12 protein-coding genes are annotated in these 18,536 nt (G+C 63.7%); 8 read left to right on the top strand and 4 right to left on the bottom strand.

Annotated features, from left to right (window positions below):
* The first annotated feature begins 4 nt into the window (after nt 1–4).
* Genes B7Y64_RS08355 through B7Y64_RS08335 form a run of 5 tightly spaced genes read left to right on the top strand, consistent with a single transcriptional unit; the run spans nt 5 to nt 3,952 of the window.
* Nucleotides 5–511: a YbaK/EbsC family protein gene (locus B7Y64_RS08355; RefSeq protein WP_291323942.1), complete on the top strand. Its 507-nt coding sequence runs from the start codon at nt 5–7 to the stop codon at nt 509–511.
* On the top strand, nt 508–783 hold the full coding sequence (locus tag B7Y64_RS08350) for a DUF1289 domain-containing protein (RefSeq protein ID WP_111864762.1): 276 nt from the start codon (nt 508–510) through the stop codon (nt 781–783). Before B7Y64_RS08355 ends, B7Y64_RS08350 begins: the two co-directional genes overlap by 4 nt.
* Complete coding sequence (locus B7Y64_RS08345) at nt 780–1,421, top strand: 2-hydroxychromene-2-carboxylate isomerase (protein ID WP_291323941.1); 642 nt, start codon at nt 780–782, stop codon at nt 1,419–1,421. The genes B7Y64_RS08350 and B7Y64_RS08345 overlap by 4 nt, the downstream gene beginning before the upstream one ends.
* A gap of 45 nt (nt 1,422–1,466) precedes the next feature.
* Nucleotides 1,467–3,296 carry a putative nucleotidyltransferase substrate binding domain-containing protein gene (locus B7Y64_RS08340; protein WP_024814028.1) on the top strand — a complete coding sequence of 610 codons (1,830 nt, stop codon included), beginning with the start codon at nt 1,467–1,469 and terminating at the stop codon, nt 3,294–3,296.
* Nucleotides 3,293–3,952, top strand: coding sequence for a 3'-5' exonuclease (locus B7Y64_RS08335; RefSeq protein ID WP_024814029.1), 660 nt, complete (start codon nt 3,293–3,295; stop codon nt 3,950–3,952). The genes B7Y64_RS08340 and B7Y64_RS08335 overlap by 4 nt, the downstream gene beginning before the upstream one ends.
* Nucleotides 3,953–4,166: 214 nt before the next feature.
* Here the strand turns inward: B7Y64_RS08335 and B7Y64_RS08330 are convergent, their stop codons facing one another.
* A complete protein-coding gene (locus B7Y64_RS08330; protein ID WP_291323940.1) occupies nt 4,167–5,903 on the bottom strand; it encodes a cation acetate symporter in 1,737 nt (578 codons plus the stop codon).
* Entirely contained in the window at nt 5,900–6,208 is a 309-nt protein-coding gene (locus tag B7Y64_RS08325; RefSeq protein WP_024814031.1) for a DUF485 domain-containing protein, read from the bottom strand. Before B7Y64_RS08325 ends, B7Y64_RS08330 begins: the two co-directional genes overlap by 4 nt.
* 369 nt (nt 6,209–6,577) lie before the next feature.
* On the opposite strand from B7Y64_RS08325, the gene B7Y64_RS08320 reads away from it, so the two are divergent.
* Both B7Y64_RS08320 and B7Y64_RS08315 read left to right on the top strand, forming a co-directional pair.
* On the top strand, nt 6,578–8,239 hold the full coding sequence (locus B7Y64_RS08320) for an MFS transporter (protein WP_291323939.1): 1,662 nt from the start codon (nt 6,578–6,580) through the stop codon (nt 8,237–8,239).
* 325 nt (nt 8,240–8,564) lie between these two features.
* On the top strand, nt 8,565–9,524 hold the full coding sequence (locus B7Y64_RS08315; protein ID WP_291323938.1) for a porin: 960 nt from the start codon (nt 8,565–8,567) through the stop codon (nt 9,522–9,524).
* Between the two features lie 415 nt (nt 9,525–9,939).
* Here B7Y64_RS08315 and B7Y64_RS08310 read toward each other — a convergent pair whose 3' ends face one another.
* Both B7Y64_RS08310 and B7Y64_RS08305 read right to left on the bottom strand, forming a co-directional pair.
* Nucleotides 9,940–11,055: an ABC transporter substrate-binding protein gene (locus B7Y64_RS08310; protein ID WP_291323937.1), complete on the bottom strand. Its 1,116-nt coding sequence runs from the start codon at nt 11,053–11,055 to the stop codon at nt 9,940–9,942.
* A 143-nt stretch (nt 11,056–11,198) separates the two neighbouring features.
* The gene (locus B7Y64_RS08305) at nt 11,199–12,311 is read right to left on the bottom strand and encodes an ABC transporter substrate-binding protein (protein WP_291323948.1); all 1,113 of its coding nucleotides are present in this window, start codon (nt 12,309–12,311) and stop codon (nt 11,199–11,201) included.
* 198 nt (nt 12,312–12,509) lie between these two features.
* Here B7Y64_RS08305 and B7Y64_RS08300 point away from each other — a divergent pair, with 198 nt between their 5' ends.
* On the top strand, nt 12,510–18,503 hold the full coding sequence (locus tag B7Y64_RS08300) for an excinuclease ABC subunit UvrA (RefSeq protein ID WP_291323936.1): 5,994 nt from the start codon (nt 12,510–12,512) through the stop codon (nt 18,501–18,503).
* The last annotated feature ends 33 nt before the right edge of the window (nt 18,504–18,536 follow it).

Below are 18,536 nucleotides of genomic sequence, written 5' to 3'. Positions count from 1 at the left end.
GGATATGTGTGGAGCCGAACTTCAGGGCCTGCCCGAAGGTGTGCAGCGCGTGGTGGCAGCGCTGCAGGCGCAGGGCCATGTGCACATGCCGCGCATGCTCGACGACGCCGCGCGCACCGCGCAGCAGGCGGCCGATGCGCTGGGCGTGGCGCTAGGGCAGATTGCCAAGAGCATCATCTTTCGGCGCAAGGCAGACGACGTGGCCGTGCTCGTCATCACCTCGGGCGACCGGCGCGTGGACGAAAAGAAGGTCGAGGCCCATGTGGGCAAGATCGGCCGTGCCGACGCCGGGTTTGTGAAGGAGCGCACAGGCTTCTCGATTGGCGGTGTTGCGCCCATTGCGCATGCCACGAAACCGGTCACGCTGATCGACCGCGACCTGCTGCGCTTTGACGTGGTGTGGGCGGCGGCCGGGCACCCGCGTGGCGTGTTTCCGTTGCACCCGGGCGACCTGCAGCGCTTGACCGGGGCCCCCGTGGTGGATGTGGTGCAAGAGGCGGTGGCGGTATGAGTGCTACAGAAGCAATAGCTGCTCGCGCACAGCTGTTAAGCGCTGCGGGCTATTTTGATGCAGATTCTGACGAGGTGATACCCTCGCCCTGCATCTCGGTGTGCCGCATGACCGAAGACCGCAGCCGCTGCGAAGGGTGCTTTCGCACCATCCCCGAGATTCGCGCCTGGGCGCTGGCCGACAGCGCCGAGCGCCTGGCCATCTGGGCGCGGCTGGCGCAGCGTGCTGGAATGCCATTTCCCCCTGAAGCCGTTGCCAAGGATCCGACATGAAGCACATCACGTTCTACCTCGACGTCGTTTCGCCCTACGCCTGGCTCGCCTTCGAGCGCCTGCCCGAGGTGCTGGAGGGCCTGAGCTACAGCGTGGAATACCGTCCGGTGCTGCTGGGCGCGCTGCTCAAGCAGCATGGCAACCCGGGGCCGGCGGGCATTGCTCCGAAGCGTGACTGGACCTATCGCCATGTCTCCTGGCTGGGCCATTCGCTGGGCGTAGGCCTGCAGATGCCGGCGCGCCACCCGTTCAGCCCGCTGCCGCTGTTGCGCCAGGCCCTGGCCTGCAGCCGTGACGGCAGCGTCAACCGCTTTGTCGCGGGCACGCTGCTGCGCCATGTGTGGCAGGGCGGTCACGATGCCCTGGATGCACAGCGCCTCACCGACCTGGCCGCCGCGCTGGAGGCGCAGCTGCAACCCGACGACGCCGATGGCGCACGCGCCAAGGCGCTGCTGCGCAGCAACACCGATGCGGCCGCCGCGCGCGGCGTGTTTGGTGTGCCCGCCTTCGAGGTCGATGGCAAGGTTTTCTGGGGCTTCGACAGCCTGCCCATGCTGCGCGCCTGTCTGGAAGGCGACACCTGGTTCGGGCACGACTGGGACGCTGCTGCAAGCGTGGCGCAAGGCCTGCCCGGTTGAATGGCGGGGTCTGAGTCCCGTTAGCGGCTCTTCCATCGCCCCACCATGCCCAATGCCTTCAACTTCGCCGCCTCGCCGTTTGACTGCCTGACCCCGGACGAGCAGCGTCTGGTGCGCGCCAGCGTGGACATTGCCTATTTCCCGGAAGGTGCCGTGGTGCTGGACGTGGGGGTGGTGCCCACCCACCTGTTTGTCATCATCAAGGGCTATGTCACGCAGACCGAGGGCGACGAGGTGCTGGCCACGTACGGGCCGGACGATTGCTTTGACGGCTGCGGCCTGATGACCGGGCGCGTGGGCAGCCGCTTTGTGGCCGCCGAGGAGGTGGTGGCCTACCAGCTCGCCCGCGAGGCGGTCAATGAACTCATCGCGCGCAACACCACCTTTGGCGCACTGCTTTTTTCTGACCTGGGCCAAAAACTCAGTGCGCTCGCGCAGCGCGCCGACCAGCACGAGCTGCAGTCGCTCACCCTGGCGCGCGTAGACCAGGCGTACCTGCGCCCGGCGCACACGGTCGATGCAGGTACCGACATTGTTTCGGTGGTGCGCCTGTTCCAGGCGCAGCGCACCACCAATGTGCTGGTCACGGGGCTGAACAACGTGCCTGGCGGCGGGCTGGGCATCTTCACCAACACCAGCCTGCAGCGCGCCATCCTCGATGGCCGCCCGCTGGACCAGCTGGCCGTGGGCGAGCTGGCCAGCGGCCCGGTGGTCACCGTGCGCCCATCCGACCAACTGGGCGATGCCATGGCGCTGCTGCTGCGCCAGCGCGTGCACCGGCTGGTGGTGGTAGAGGACAACGGCCAGGTGCGTGGCATCCTCGAAGCGCTCGACCTGTTCAGCTTTCTGGCCAACCACTCGCACCTCATCACAGTGCAGATCGAACATGCCCAGGACCTGCCCGCACTGGCGCAGGCGGCGGCGCAGATCACGCGGCTGATCTCAGCGCTGCACCGCGGGGGCACGCGCATCGGCCTCATGGCCAAGCTGGTGCAGCAGCTCAACGCCCGGCTGTTCGAGCGCGCCTGGCACATGGTGGCGCCCGCCGATCTGGTGGACAACAGCTGCCTGTTCGTCATGGGCAGCGAAGGGCGCGGCGAGCAGTTGCTCAAGACCGACCAGGACAACGGCCTGGTGCTGCGCGACGGTTATGTGCCGCCGCCCGACCTGGAAGCCATTTGCCAGCGCTTTTCGGAGGTGCTGGCGAGCTTTGGCTACCCCGAATGCCCCGGCCGCATCATGGTCAGCAACCCCGACTGGCGCGGCACGGTCAGCACCTTGAGCCAGCGCGTGCGCCAGTGGCTGATGCAGCCCGTGGGCGACAGCCTCATGCAGCTGGCCATTTTTCTGGATGCGCACGCGGTGGCGGGCGATGCCGCGCTGCTGGCCGTCGTGCGCGAGAGTGTCGCGGCGCAAGCCATCGACAACGACGTTGTGCTGGCGCGATTCGCCTCTGCGGTGGACAACTTTGGCGGCCCTGCCGGTTGGTGGAGCCGCCTGTTTGGCCTGGGCGACGAAGGCCGTGCCATCAGCCTGAAAAAGGCAGGCATCTTTCCCATCGTTCACGGCGTGCGCAGCCTGGCCCTGGCCCGGCGCGTGGCCGCCACGGGCACCGCCGAGCGCATTGCTGCACTGGTGGAGGGCGGCGTGCTGGATGCTGCGCTGGGCGATGAACTCGTGCAGAGCCTGCACTTCCTGATGGGCCTGCGCCTGCAGGCGGGCCTGGCCGAGCTCGACACCGGCCGGCAGGTCACCGGCAACGTCGATCCCGAGCGCCTGAGCAGCCTAGAGCGCGACCTGCTCAAGGATGCACTCGCGGTGGTCAAGCGTTTCAAGGCGCTGCTGCACCAGCGCCTGCGGCTGGATCTGTTGTGAAAACCGTCACCGGCCCGCGCGGCTGGCTGGCGCAGTTGCGGCGCCAATGGCTGCTGCACCGCCTGACCGACCCGGCTTACGCCTTTGTGCTGGAACCCCCACCGCCCGATGAATGGGTGGCGCTGGACTGCGAGACCACGGGCCTGAACGTGCGCAGCGACGAAATCATCGCCATTGGTGCGGTGCGCATCGTGGGCAACCGCATTCTCACCAGCGAGCGGCTGGAGCTGTTGGTGCGCCCCGACAAGAGCGTGCCGGCCGACAGCGTGCGCATCCACCGCCTGCGCAGCACAGACGTGGCCCAGGGGTTGCCGATTGAAGAGGCACTGGGCCAGCTGCTGCGCTTCATTGGCAGCCGCCCGCTGGTGGGCTACTACCTCGAATTCGATGTGGCCATGCTCAATCGGGCACTGTGGCCCATGCTGGGCATGGGCCTGCCGCAGCCCGCCATTGAAGTCTCGGCGATGTATTACGAGCACAAGTTCCGGCAGCTCCCGCCCTACCAGCAGCACGCCAACGCCGACATCGACCTGCGCTTTGCCACCCTGATGGACGACCTGGGCCTTCCCCGGCGCGAAGCGCATGACGCACTCAACGACGCCGTCATGGCGGCGCTGGCCTTCGTCAAACTGCGCCAGTTGCACGGCGCAGGCTGATGGCGGGGCTGCCATTTTCATGTTGGCAAAGTTTAAGCAAAAATGACCTCTAGCCCTTATCTGTAAAGCGCAACAAGCTATTTTATTAATAGCAATTGTTACAGCGCTTATCTGAACACGGGCATGAAAAAAGCCGGACCCTGGGGCCCGGCTTGAGGGGGGCAGCACCGCGGTGGTGCCGCTGCGCTGCAGGTGGGCGCTGTACCGCGCCGGGTCAGTGGCCCGAAGCCCCTGCGGCACCGAAGCCGGTTTCCGAACGCACCTGCTGCGCCGGGAAGGCGGCGCGCTCGCGTGCGGCGTTGGCGCTCTTGTCGGTGATCGAGAAGAGCCAGATGCCCACGAAGCCGATGGTCATGGAGAACAGCGCCGGCGAGGTGTAGGGGAACAGCGCCGAGCCGACGGGATTGCCCAGCGTGGCTTCCCACACCGAGGGCGACACGATGGTCAGGCCCACCGAGGAGATCAGACCCATGAAGCCGCCAATGACAGCGCCGCGCGTGGTGCAGTCCTTCCAAAGCACCGACATGAACAGCACCGGGAAGTTGGCCGAGGCCGCAATGGCAAATGCCAGCGACACCATGAACGCGATGTTCTGCTTTTCAAAGGCAATGCCCAGCACCACGGCAATCAGGCCCAGGGCCAGCGTGGTGATGCGCGAGACCTTCAGCTCCGAGGCGCTGTCGGCCTTGCCCTTTTTGAACACCGTGGCATACAGGTCGTGCGACACGGCCGAGGCGCCCGAGAGCGTCAGGCCCGCCACCACGGCCAGGATGGTGGCAAACGCCACCGCCGAGATGAAGCCATAGAAGATGTTGCCGCCCACCGACTTGGCCACCAGCACGGCCGCCATGTTGGCCGTGCCCGCGCCGCCGTGGATGACGCCCTTGACCACGTCTGCGAACTCGGGGTTGGTGAGCACCAGGGTGATGGCGCCAAAGCCAATGATGAAGATCAGCACATAGAAGTAACCGATCCAGGTGGTGGCCCACAACACCGATTTGCGTGCCTGCTTGGCATCGGGCACCGTGAAAAAGCGCATCAGGATGTGCGGCAGTCCGGCGGTGCCGAACATCAATGCCATGCCAAAAGAGATGGCCGAGATGGGGTCCTTGATGAAGCCACCAGGGCCCATGATGCCCAGGCCCGCGCGGGCGGCCTGTTCGGGTGTTTTGCCGGTGTTGGCGGCAATGGCAGTGCGCACTTCAACGCCCTTGGCAAAAAGCGCCTCGGGGCTGAAGCCGAACTGCGCCAGCACCATGAAGGCCATGAAGGTCACGCCCGCCAAAAGCATCACGGCCTTGATGATCTGCACCCAGGTCGTGGCAGTCATGCCGCCAAACAGCACGTAAACCATCATCAACGCGCCCACGATGACCACGGCCATCCAGTATTCCAGGCCAAACAGCAGCTTGATGAGCTGGCCTGCACCAACCATCTGTGCGATCAGGTAGAAAGCCACCACCACCAGCGTGCCCGAAGCGGCAAACGCACGGATGGGGCCTTGCTGAAAGCGGTAGCCGGCCACGTCGGCAAAGGTGAACTTGCCCAGGTTGCGCAGGCGCTCGGCCATCAGGAAGGTGATGATGGGCCAGCCCACCAGGAAGCCGATGGAGTAGATCAGGCCGTCGTAGCCCGATGCCATCACGGCCGCTGAAATACCCAGAAACGAAGCCGCCGACATGTAGTCGCCTGCAATCGCCAGACCGTTCTGAAATCCGGTGATGCCGCCGCCAGCGGTGTAGAAATCGGAGGCGGACTTGGTTTTGGCCGCAGCCCACTTGGTAATCCACAGCGTGCCGGCGACAAAGACGCCAAACATGATGATGGCCGTCCAGTTGGTGGCCTGTTTGGCCGATTGGCCCAGGTCGGCCCCGGCCGCGTGGGCGGCACCCGCTGCGAGCAGGGCAATCAGCGTCAGCAGGCTGACCCCGCGTTTTTCCATGGCGTTCATTGCGCTGCGTCCTTCAGGATTTCTTTGGTCAGGGTGTCAAATTCGCCGTTGGCGCGGCGCACATAAATGGCGGTGATCACGATCGTGAAAATGATCACGCCCATGCCGATGGGGATGCCCAATGTGGTCACACCCGTGCCAATGGGCTGGGCCAGGAACTTCTTGTCGAAGGCAATCAGCGCGATGTAGCCGTAGTAAACGATCAGCATCAGTGCCGTCAGGAAAATGCCCAGGCGATTGCGCTTGGTGCGCAACTCCAGGTACTTCGGATGGCTTTGTATTTTCTGGACCATCGGGTCGCTCATGGCTGTCTCTCCTCTAGGTGGTGTATTCAATCGTCGTATGGGGCGGCATGCCGCACCGCATGTCTCGATTGTGCGAACGCGCACTGACCAAGTGCTTACGCCGCGGGGCTTTGCCGCGATATTGCTGCAGAGATAGGAGCACCGCAGCGGCCGTGAGAGGGCGGTGGGGCTGATTTGTTACCGCGTGTTGATTGACTTGAAACATGCGGAGCACAGACAGCCGTTGACGCTGCGCAAACTCGCGCAGGCTCTGCAGCAATTGCTGCAAAAAAATGCGTCAGAGCGGTGTCAGTGGCGCAAAGGATAGTCGCCCCAAAAATATTCTTGCGGTGCCTGCAAGTTCACATAAAAAAAGAACAGGAGACAACCATGGCAACCCAGCATCCCGCACCGCGGCCCATGTCTGCCCAAGAGAAGAATGTGATCTTCGCTTCGTCGCTCGGCACCGTGTTCGAGTGGTACGACTTTTATCTTTATGGCTCGCTTGCCGCCATCATTGCCAAGCAGTTCTTCAGCGGACTGGATGCGGGGTCGGCGTTCATCTTTGCGCTGCTGGCCTTTGCCGCCGGCTTCATCGTGCGGCCTTTTGGCGCACTGGTGTTTGGCCGGCTGGGCGACATGATCGGGCGCAAATACACTTTTCTGGTCACTATCCTGATCATGGGTTTGTCCACTTTCATCGTGGGCATCCTGCCCACCTACGCCAGCATCGGCGTGGCTGCGCCGGTGATCCTGATTGCGCTGCGCATGTTGCAGGGCCTGGCGCTGGGCGGTGAATATGGCGGCGCCGCCACCTACGTGGCCGAACATGCGCCGCACGGTGCACGCGGTGCCTATACCTCCTGGATTCAGACCACGGCAACGCTGGGCCTGTTTCTGTCGTTGGTGGTGATTCTGGGCACCCGCACGCTCATGGGCGAAGCCGAATTTGGCGACTGGGGCTGGCGCATTCCGTTTCTGGTGTCCATCCTGCTGCTGGGCGTCTCGGTGTGGATCCGGCTGTCGTTGTCGGAATCGCCCGCCTTTCAGAAAATGAAGGCCGAAGGCAAGACATCCAGGGCGCCCCTGTCCGAATCTTTTGGCCAGTGGAAGAACCTGAAGATCGTGATCCTGGCCCTGATCGGCCTGACCGCCGGCCAAGCCGTGGTCTGGTACACCGGGCAGTTCTATGCGCTGTTCTTTCTGACGCAGCAGCTCAAGGTAGATGCCGTCACAGCCAACCTGCTGATCGCCGCGGCACTGCTGATCGGCACACCGTTTTTCGTGGTCTTCGGCACGTTGTCAGACAGGATCGGGCGCAAGCCGATCATCATGCTGGGCTGTGTGCTGGCTGTTTTGACGTATTTCCCCGCGTTCAAGGCGCTGACCGAGGCGGCCAATCCGGATCTGGCCGCCGCACAGGCCAGGAACAAGGTGGTGGTGCTGGCCGACCCCGCCGAGTGTTCCTTCCAGTTCAACCCCACGGGCACGGCGAAGTTCACCAGCTCTTGCGATGTCGCCAAGCAGGTGCTGGCCGCCAGGTCGGTGAGCTATGACAACGAAGCAGCCCCCGCGGGCACGCCGGCCGTGATCAAGGTAGGTGAAACCACCATCGCCAGCTATGCATCCAGGGGCATCCCGGCCGACGAGGCCCGGGCCAAGGACGCAGCGTTCAAGAAGGCCGTGGCCGAAACGTTGAAGGCCGAAGGTTATCCCGCCCATGCCGACCCCGCCAAGATGAACAAGGTGATGCTGGTTGTCATCCTGACCTACCTGGTGATTCTGGTGACCATGGTGTATGGCCCCATTGCTGCCATGCTGGTGGAAATGTTCCCCACGCGCATACGCTACACATCCATGAGCTTGCCGTATCACATTGGCAATGGCTGGTTTGGTGGCTTGCTCCCCACCATGGCGTTTGCCATCGTGGCGCAGACCGGCAACATGTACAACGGCCTCTGGTATCCCATCATCATCGCGGGCGTCACGGCGGTGATCGGCACCTTGTTCATTCGTGAAACCAAGGATGTCGACATCTACGGCAACGACTGATCAACAACTGCCATCGTTCGGTGCATCCGCCCACCTGTGAGAGCGCGATGTGCTCGCAAAACAGGCTTCTTGCACCATTCTGGAGCACTTCTGTCGGCTTGCCGTTCATGCGCCCAAGAGCCGTCGTTGGGCAGTGGCCACCCCGCCGCAAGCACGAGTGTTGCAGGAGTGCATCACTCGTGTCATCAAACTTTCAGCAAATAGTGCGTTTAAACGTGACGCGCAATAAGATCGAGGCCCCATAGCATTTTGGGTGGCCCAGTCAAAATCTGAAGCCACCTGTGCGCCTCTTCTATCGATGGCAACTAGTTTCAAAGGAATTCTCATGCAAAAAATGACCCGCGTTGTTCTGGCTGTCCTGGCTGTTGCCGGCTCCACCGCAGCAATGGCCCAAAGCAGCGTCACGCTGTACGGCCGCGTTAACACCACGGTGGAACGCCAAAAGGTGGGCGACGTGTCCACCACCGGCCTGTTCAACAACTCTTCCCGTTTCGGCTTCAAGGGCACGGAAGACCTGGGCGGCGGCCTGAAGGCTGGTTTCCAGCTGGAAAGCGGTTTCAATTCGGACACCGGCGCAGCGGCTTCGACGTTCTTCGGCCGTCAAAGCGAAGTGAACCTGTCTGGCAACTTCGGTATGGTTCGTCTGGGCAATTTCTTTGCCGAGTCCTACTATGCAACGGCTGACTACGTGAGCCTGCACAACCACAACACCGGCTCGTCGTCGGACGCGTTCTACGCCTACGTGATGCCCGATGCCAACAAGATCGCTTACCGCGCTCCTGCTTTGGGCAACCTGACGCTGGAAGCCGCCGTGAGCATGCACGAACAAGCCGTTGGCGGCAAGAATGCCTTCGACCTGGCTGCTAACTACAACCTGGGTGCTTTGGCTCTGGGCGCTGGCTACAGCAAGCAAGGTGACGTCAACCAGGTTGGTCTGCGTGCCCTGTACACCGTCGGTGCTTTCACCGTGGGCGGTTACTACCAGCGTGACAAGAACGCCTATGTCCTGAACGGTGGTTCGCGTGACAATATCCGCTTGGTTGGTGCCTACAACATGGGTGCATCCGAGTTCCACGTGAACGTTGGCCGTGCAGGTGAGTACAAGAACGTCAACGACAGCGATGCCACCCAATTCACCCTGGGCTACAACTACAACCTGAGCAAGCGCACCAAGGTGTACGGTTACTACACCAAGGTGAACAACAGCTCCAACGCTGGCTATATGACTGGCGCTAACGGTGTGGACTTCAGCTCCGTGGCTGTGGGCGTTCGCCACAACTTCTAATTCCCGATCGGCAGCTGGCTTTGCCAGCTGACGAAACGGAATCTGTGAAGGCCTTGCATCTTTGGATGCAAGGCCTTTTTCATTGGTGTGCGCTTGCTCGCAGAGCTGTGTTGTCGATGGGTATCTGCAGCGAGCGGAGCGCTGGTTGGTGGAATATGGCGGTCAGGGGGTCACGGCAGCTTCCTGTGTGGCTCAAGAGGCCATTTTTCACCGGAGCGCAGAGGGGCAGTCTCCAGTCGAAAGCGAAAGTAACGCAGCTATTTCTGCAGTTGCGTCTGACTTCTGAAGACATCGTGGTCAGAAAGCTAACCTGGCCGGAGTCAAACCAACCATCGGCGCGTCATGAGCGCATTCCCGGGGCCAGATCACCTCGGATACCCCCAGCCCAGTGATCGCCGCTTGGGTTAGTTGCTTTTCAGCGCTTGAAGCGCCCGTCCGATCCCACGATGGACAGGTCGGTGAACGCGAGTCCACTGTGGTCGGTGGCGCTGTAAGACAACTCCAGGCCGCCCAGGTCGAACTTTCGCATTCCCTCCATTGCCGCCAGCATGCGGGCGCGGTCTGGCTTGGGGCTTGCCCGGCGCAGGCCTTCGACCAGCACCTTGGCGTTGATGAAGCCCTCGACCATGGCTGGCGTCAGTTCGTCAATGCCCTTTGCCTTGGCCAGATTCATGGCTTCCTTGATAACGGGGTAGTTGAGGGAACGCTCGGATGGAAACGCCTGGGTGACCACGACGCCCCGCGCTTGATCTCCCAGGGCCTTGGTGAAGCCGCCAGAGGCGTTGTTGGACAGGGTCACGATCTGGCCGGACACACCAGCCGTGCGCAAGGCCTTGATTCCGTCCACCACTGCGGCGCCCGTGCCGATGAAGATCACGGCTTGTGGAAGCAGCTTGGCGGCACGCGGGGCAATGGCGCTGAAATCAGGCTTGCTGCGATCAAATTTTTCAATGAAAAGGGCCTGGGTGCCCTGGGCCTTGAAACCGTTCAGGGCACCATCCAGGGCGTCCGCCCCAAAGCTGTCATCGACGTGAATGACGCCGATGCGCTGAACTCCCAGTGTGTTGAGGTGCGTAATGGCTTTTTCCACCTCGAGCTGGTAGGGCGCGCGAACATTGAAAACGTGGCGGCTCACCGGCTTGTGCAAGGCCATTGCGCCGGTGGATGGGCCCACCAGCACCACGCCGGCTTCGTCGAGCAGCGGCACGATGCCCTGGGTGTGTGGGGTTCCCCGTGTCATGAAGAGCGCAATGGCGCCGTGTTTCTCGATGAGGGTGCGGGCGTTTTCCAGCGTCAGCTTGGTGTCGAACTTGTCGTCCAGCACCACCAGTTCAATTTTCTGGCCACCCACGCCTCCTTGGGCGTTCACGAAATCCAGGTACAGCGACGCACCCTGCATGGATTCTTTGACGGTGATGGCCGCAGAGCCCGTGACGCCCACCGTTTGTCCAACGACGATCTGCGCCATGCTGTGACCAGCCAATCCTGCCGCCAGTGCACAAGCTGCCAACAAGGGTTTCCATTTTTTCATGCGTGTACCTATCTATCCAGTGGTCCGAGTTTAGGCCGGAGAGCAGAACCAGGTAATGAGGAAACGCAAAGGCCGCATGCATGCGCCCTTTGTGCTTCCTCAGCAACTCATACCTGAAGGGCAGATGAGCCCCCCCCGTGCGGTTAGCGGCGGAACCTGCCGTCTGTGCCAATCATGGCGAGATCGGCAAAATCCAGCCCGGAATGGTCGTCGGGCCCGTAGCTGATTTCAAGGCCACCGAGGTCAAACTTGCGCAGGCTCTCCAGCGCGGCGTGGACTTTTTCCCGGGTGGGCTTGGGGCCCGCGCGCTTGAGGCCTTCAACCAGCACTTTGGCGGCAGCAAACCCTTCCAGCATGGCTGGGCTGACCTCACTGAGACCCTTGGCTTTGGCCAGGTCGAGTGCTTCCTTCACCATGGCGTAGGTCATGGCACGTTCGTTGGGGTAGACCTGGGTCACGATCATCCCTCGCGCATTGGCGCCCAGGCTCTTGATGAACCCTGTGGAGGCATTGTTGGAAAGCGTGACGATCTGTGCGGCCGACCCGGCTGCCCGAAACGCATTGCCGGCATCCACCACCGCCGCGCCCGATGCCACCATCAGCACCGCCTGGGCGTTGGCGCTGGCCAGTTTGACCGCAATGGGAGCAAAGTCGGGTTTGGTACGGTTGAACTTCTCCAGCACAACCGGGGTGAGCTTGCTGGCGGTCAGGCCTTTTTGGGCGCCGATGATGCCGTCTGCACCAAAACTGTCGTCGGAATACACCACCGCGATGCGTGTCATACCCATGGATGCCAGGTGGGTCATGGCCTTTTCCGCCTCGCGCTGATAGGTGGCGCGCACGTTGAAGATGTATTTGCGCACGGGCTGGTGCAGCACCATGGCGCCGGTGGATGGGCCGATGAGCGCCACTCCGTTCTTCTCCAGCAGCGGGATCATGGCTTCTGTGTGAGGGGTGCCGCGGGTCAGAAACATTGCGAGCACGTTTTGCTCTTCAATCAGCTTGCGGGCGTTTTCACCGGCGAGTTTGGGGTCGAACTTGTCGTCCAGCGAGACGAGTTCAATTTTCTGTCCGTTCACGCCACCCTTCGCGTTGACCGCGTCGAGGTACAGCATTGCACCGTCCGCAGTTTCCTTGACGCCCGCCGCGACCTGGCCGGAATATCCGGCGGTCTGTCCGATCAGGATCTGTGCGTGGCTGGTGCAGATCAGTGTGGCCAGTGCAGCACTGGCGCAGAGCTTGGTCCATTGATTTATCGGAGTCCCCTCTCTAAGTTGATTTTCAGTCTATACGGTGAACCGGCCTTAAGGCCATCTTTTGACCGTCACCGTGCCCTGTGGAATGCCGCAATGCAGCATAAGCACCACAGCGGTGCCGGGGATACTGTGCCGTGTTGCGCGCCCGCCGCGGTTGGTCCCTAGAATGTTCCGCCTCACACCCGAAAGACTGCTTCCATGACCCAGGGACTGATCCGAATCCGCGGCGCACGCCAGCACAACCTCAAGAACCTGGATCTGGACATCCGCACCGGCGAACTCACGGTGGTCACGGGCCCCAGTGGCTCGGGCAAGTCGAGCCTGGTTTTTGACACGCTGTATGCCGAAGGCCAGCGTCGCTACGTGGAAACCTTCAGCGCCTATGCGCGCCAGTTTCTGGACCGCATGGACAAACCTGCCGTGGACAAGGTCGAGGGCGTGCCCCCGGCCATTGCCATCGACCAGACCAACCCCGTGCGCTCCAGCCGCTCCACGGTGGGCACGATGACGGAGCTGAACGACCATCTGAAGCTGCTGTTCGCCCGAGCGGGCCAGTTGTTTGACAGGCAGACGGCACAGCCCGTGCGGCACGACACGCCGGAGACCATTTATGCGGAGCTGCAGCAGCGCTGCGGCATCGAGCCGGCGCCGGGCCGCCCCAAGGCGGCGAGCGCCCCCCTGGGGGACAGCGAACCACACGCAGTGGGGAGCGTGGGGGCCGAGGTCAACCCGCGCATCGTGCTGACCTTCCCGGTCGAGCTGCCTGCCAACACCAGCGCAGAGCAGGTCGAGCAATGGCTGTCAGCCAGCGGCTTTACCAAGGTGCAGGCCGAGCGCGAAGTGGGCACGCCCACCGGGCCGCGCAAGGTGCTCGATGTGGTGGCCGACCGCTTCCGTTTGGGCAATGCCGAGAAGGCGCGCGCGATCGAGGCCATTGAGGTGGCGCTCAAGCGCGGCTCGGGGCGTTTGAATGTCTACCGGTTGATGGAGGAGGGCGAGCCCGAGCTGTGGCGCTTCTCCACCGGCCTGCACTGCCCCGACAGCGACCTGCGCTACAGCGACCCCATTCCGTCGGCCTTCTCGTTCAACTCCGCCGTGGGCGCGTGCGACAGCTGCCGGGGCTTTGGCCGCGTGATCGGGGTGGACTACGGCCTCGTCATCCCCAACGACAAGCTCACGCTGCGCGCAGGCGCCGTCAAGACCATTCAGACCCCCGCGTGGAAAGAGGCGCAGGACGACCTCATGCGCCACGCCGAGGCCGCGGGCATCCCGCGCGACACGCCCTGGAACAAGCTGACCGACGAGCACAAAAAGTGGGTCATCAACGGCTCGCCCAACTGGAACGGCAAGTGGAACCAGCAGTGGTACGGCATCAAGCGTTTTTTTGAGTACCTGGAAAGCAAGGCCTACAAGATGCACATCCGCGTGCTCTTGTCCAAGTACCGCAGCTACACGCCATGCCCCACCTGCGCGGGCGCGCGGCTCAAGACCGAAAGCCTGCTGTGGCGCATTGGCCGCAATGAAGATGCCGATGCCGCTCTGGAGCCCGGCAAGCGCTTCATGCCCGAGGGCGTGCAATGGTCGCGCGAGCAGCTCGAAGCGCTGCCCGGCCTGTGCTTGCACGACCTGATGCTGCTGCCCATCGACCGCCTGCGCCAGTTCTTTGCGCGCATGCAGCTGCCGGTGGGCGACAACGCCAAGGGTGATGCGCAAGCGAAAACTGGTGAAGCACAAGCGCTTCGACTGCTGCACGAAGAAATCACCACTCGCCTCAAGTACCTGTGTGACGTGGGCATTGGCTACCTCACGCTCGACCGCCAAAGCCGCACGCTGAGCGGCGGCGAGGTGCAGCGCATCAACCTCACCACCGCGTTGGGCACCAGCCTGGTCAACACGCTGTTCGTGCTGGACGAGCCCAGCATCGGCCTGCACCCGCGCGACATGCACCGCATCACCGAGGCCATGCTGCGCCTGCGCGATGCGGGCAACACGCTGGTGGTGGTGGAGCACGACCCGGCCGTGATGCTGGCGGCCGACCGCATGATCGACATGGGCCCCGGCCCCGGCCGCCTCGGCGGGCAGATCGTCTTTGATGGCACAACGGCCGATCTGCGCAAGGCCGACACGCTCACCGGGGCCTATCTCAGCGGGCGCAAGCATGTGGGCTTTGGCTTCAAGCGCATGGTGACGGAAGCGACGCCACGCCTCATCCTCGAAGGCGCGCGCGAGCACAACCTGCAGAACGTGTCGGTGGAGTTCCCGCTGCAGCGCCTGGTCACCGTCACTGGCGTCAGCGGCTCGGGCAAGTCCAGCCTGATTCAGGATGTGCTGGCCCCCGCACTGCTGCGCCACTTTGGCAAGGCCACCGATGCGCCGGGCGCGCACGACCGCATGCTGGGTGCCGACCATTTGTCGGACGTGGTGTTTGTAGACCAGTCGCCGATTGGCAAGACGGCACGCTCCAACCCCGTGAGCTATGTGGGCGCGTGGGACAGCATTCGCGAGCTGTATGCCGTGGCGCCGCTGTCGCGCCAGCGCAGCTACACCGCCAGCAAGTTCAGCTTCAACAGCGGCGACGGGCGCTGCCCCACCTGCGGCGGCTCGGGCTTCGAGCATGTGGAGATGCAGTTTTTGTCGGACGTGTACCTGCGTTGCCCCGATTGCGATGGCAAGCGCTACCGCCCCGAGATTCTGGAAGTCACCATCGAGCGCGGCGGCCGGGTGTTGAACGTGGCCGATGTGCTGGCCCTCACGGTGGCCGAGGCGGCCGACCTGTTTGCCAATGACCGCGATGTGATCCGTGCGCTGCAGCCCATCGTGGATGTGGGGCTCGAATATGTGGCGCTGGGCCAGCCCGTGCCCACGCTGTCAGGTGGCGAGGCGCAGCGCCTCAAGCTTGCAGGCTTTCTGGCTGAGGCCGCGCGCAGCGCATCCAAATCGCGCCAGTCCGTCGCCCGCAAAGGCACGCTGTTCTTGTTTGACGAGCCCACCACCGGCCTGCACTTTGACGACATTGCCAAGTTGATGCGCGCGCTGCGCAAGCTCATCGACGCAGGGCACTCGCTCATCGTCATCGAGCACAACCTTGATGTGATCCGCGCGAGCGACTGGCTCATCGACCTGGGGCCCGAGGGAGGTTATGCGGGCGGCCTCATCGTGGCCGAAGGGACGCCGGAGGATGTGCGCCAGCACGCCACCTCGCACACCGGAAAGGCGCTGCGCGACTATGAACTCACGCTGGGCATCGGTGGCCATTCGGCACACGAAAAAGCCGCCGTGCTACGAAAAAAAGAGCTAGTGGCGCTTGATGGTAAAGCGCTAGAGGCCAAAAACGCTATACAAATCGTCAACGCGAAGGAACACAACCTCCAAAACCTGAGCGTGGACATTCCGCGTGGCAAGTTCAATGTGGTGACGGGCGTCAGCGGCTCGGGCAAGTCCACGCTGGCGTTCGACATCCTGTTCAACGAAGGCCAGCGCCGTTACCTTGAATCGCTCAACGCCTACGCGCGATCCATCGTGCAGCCCGCAGGCCGGCCCGAGGTGGATGCGGTGTACGGCATCCCGCCCACCGTGGCCATCGAGCAGCGCCTCTCGCGCGGCGGGCGCAAGTCCACCGTGGGTACGACCACCGAGGTGTGGCACTTTTTGCGTCTGCTGTACGTCAAGCTGGGCACGCAGTATTGCGTGAAAGACGGTGCGGCGGTGCAGCCGCAAACGCCCGAGAGCATCGCCGCCCAGCTGCTCACGCAGTTTCGGGGCCAGCACATCGGGCTGCTTGCGCCGCTGGTGATGAACCGCAAGGGCGTGTACACCGAGCTGGCCGACTGGGCCCGCCCGCGTGGTCACACCCACCTGCGCGTGGACGGCAACTTTTTGCCCACCACCAACTTCCCTCGCATCGACCGCTTCAAGGAGCACACCATCGAGCTGCCCGTGGCCAGCCTGGATGTGTCGCCAGAGAACGAGGCCGCGCTGCGCACTGCGCTGGCCGACGCCCTCACCCACGGCAAAGGCGTGGTGCATGTGCTCAGCAGCATTGGCACGCTGGCTGCGGCCATGGAAGGCGGCTTGCCCACGGCAGGCATTGGGCATCTGCAGGCTTTCTCCACCAAGCGTGCCTGCCCGGTGTGCGCCACCAGCTATGCCGAGCTGGACCCGCGTCTGTTCAGCTACAACAGCAAACACGGCTGGTGCCCCGACTGCGTGGGCACCGGCGTCAAGCTCACCCGCGACCAGCGCAAGGTGTTTGACGACTCGGTGCAGGACAGCAATGAAAAAGGAAGGGAAAAAGGCCGCGAGCAGACCTTTGCCGAGCCCGAGGTGGAAGACCTGGCCGACACTGCTTGCCCCACGTGCCAGGGCACGCGCCTGAACGACACGGCCCGCGCCGTGAAGTTTGCCGGCGTCGGCATCACCGATATCGCCGCGCTGTCGGTGACGGACGTGCGCCGCTGGATCGAGACCCTGCGCGGAGCGGACGGCATGCCCCAGCGCATGACTCAACGTGAAAGCGACATCGCCCGCGACCTCGTGCCCGAGATCCAGAGCCGCCTCGAATTTTTGGAAGAAGTGGGCCTGGGCTACCTCACGCTGGACCGGGGCGCGCCCACGCTCAGTGGTGGCGAGGCGCAGCGCATTCGCCTGGCCGCGCAGCTGGGCAGCAACCTGCAGGGTGTTTGTTACGTGCTCGACGAGCCCACCATTGGCCTGCATGCGCGCGACAACCAGATTTTGCTGAACGCCCTGCACAAGCTCGGCGACAAGGGCAACACGCTGGTGGTGGTGGAGCATGACGAAGACACCATCCGCCGCGCTGACCACATCATCGACATCGGCCCGAGCGCCGGCAAGCGCGGCGGGCGCCTGGTGGCGCAAGGCAGCGTGGCCGACATCACGGGCGCAGAAGATTCGCAAACCGGCCGCTACCTGCTGCACGCCATGAAGCACCCGCTGCAGCTGCGCCGCAGCATGGCGCCCGGCGAAGTGAGCGCCGAGGTCACGGCGGCCTTTGCCCAGGCCGAGGCGGCCGCACCCACCGGCCGGCAGAGCGCTGCCGTCAAGAAGCGCGCGGCCCAGGCTGCATCGCTGGCTGCAGACGCGCTGACCGAGGCCAAGGAACGTGCCGCCATGCGCTGGCTCACGGTGCACGGCGCGCAGCTGCACAACCTGCAGAACGTGACGGCCACTGTGCCGCTGCACCGCCTGGTGGCGGTGACGGGCGTGAGTGGCTCTGGCAAGTCCACCCTGGCGCGTGATGTGTTACTGGCCAACGTGCAGGCCTGGGTGCAGCAGCGCAGTACCAAAGCCGGGCGCGATGCCATGGACGCGGGCAAGGCGCCGCCACTGGTCGGTTGCACGGGCCTGTCGGGCTTTGAGAGCATCGACCGCGTGCTCGAAGTGGACCAGACGCCGATTGGCAAAACGCCGCGTTCGTGCCCTGCCACCTACATCGGCTTCTGGGACACCATCCGCAAGCTGTTCGCTGAAACGCTGGAGGCCAAGGCCCGTGGCTATGCCGCCGGGCGCTTCAGCTTCAACACCGGCGAAGGCCGCTGCCCCGGCTGCGAAGGTGCAGGCGTGCGCACCATCGAGATGAGCTTCTTGCCCGACGTGAAGGTGCCCTGCGAAACCTGCCACGGCGCGCGCTTCAACCCCGAAACACTGGCCGTCACCTGGCGTGGCAAGAGCATTGGCGACGTGCTGCAGATGGAAGTGGATGAGGCAGTGGGCTTCTTTGCCACCATGCCCAGCATTGCGCATCCGCTGCAGCTCTTGCAGGACGTGGGCCTGGGCTATCTCACGCTGGGCCAGCCCTCGCCCACATTGAGCGGTGGCGAGGCGCAGCGCATCAAGCTCGTGACCGAGCTGACCAAGGTGCGCGACGAGGTCGGCCGCCGGGGCCAGAAGGTGCCGCACACGCTGTATGTGCTGGACGAGCCCACCGTGGGGCTGCACATGGCCGACGTGGACAAGCTCATCCGCGTGCTGCACCGCCTGGTCGATGGCGGCCACAGCGTGATCGTGATCGAGCACGACCTGGATGTGATCGCTGAGGCCGACTGGATTCTGGACCTGGGCCCCGAGGGCGGCAACGCAGGCGGGCGCATCGTGGCCGCAGCCACACCCGAAGACGTGGTGGCGGCAGGCACCCATACAGGCAAGGCGCTGGCGGCGGTGCTGGCGCGCTGAGTGGCTTCATTGATGTGCGCCCGCCGCTTGCGA

This window comes from Acidovorax sp. 35-64-16 (assembly GCF_002281195.1).
Taxonomy (GTDB): domain Bacteria; phylum Pseudomonadota; class Gammaproteobacteria; order Burkholderiales; family Burkholderiaceae_C; genus Acidovorax; species Acidovorax defluvii.
This window is presented reverse-complemented; position numbering and strand designations above follow the sequence as displayed.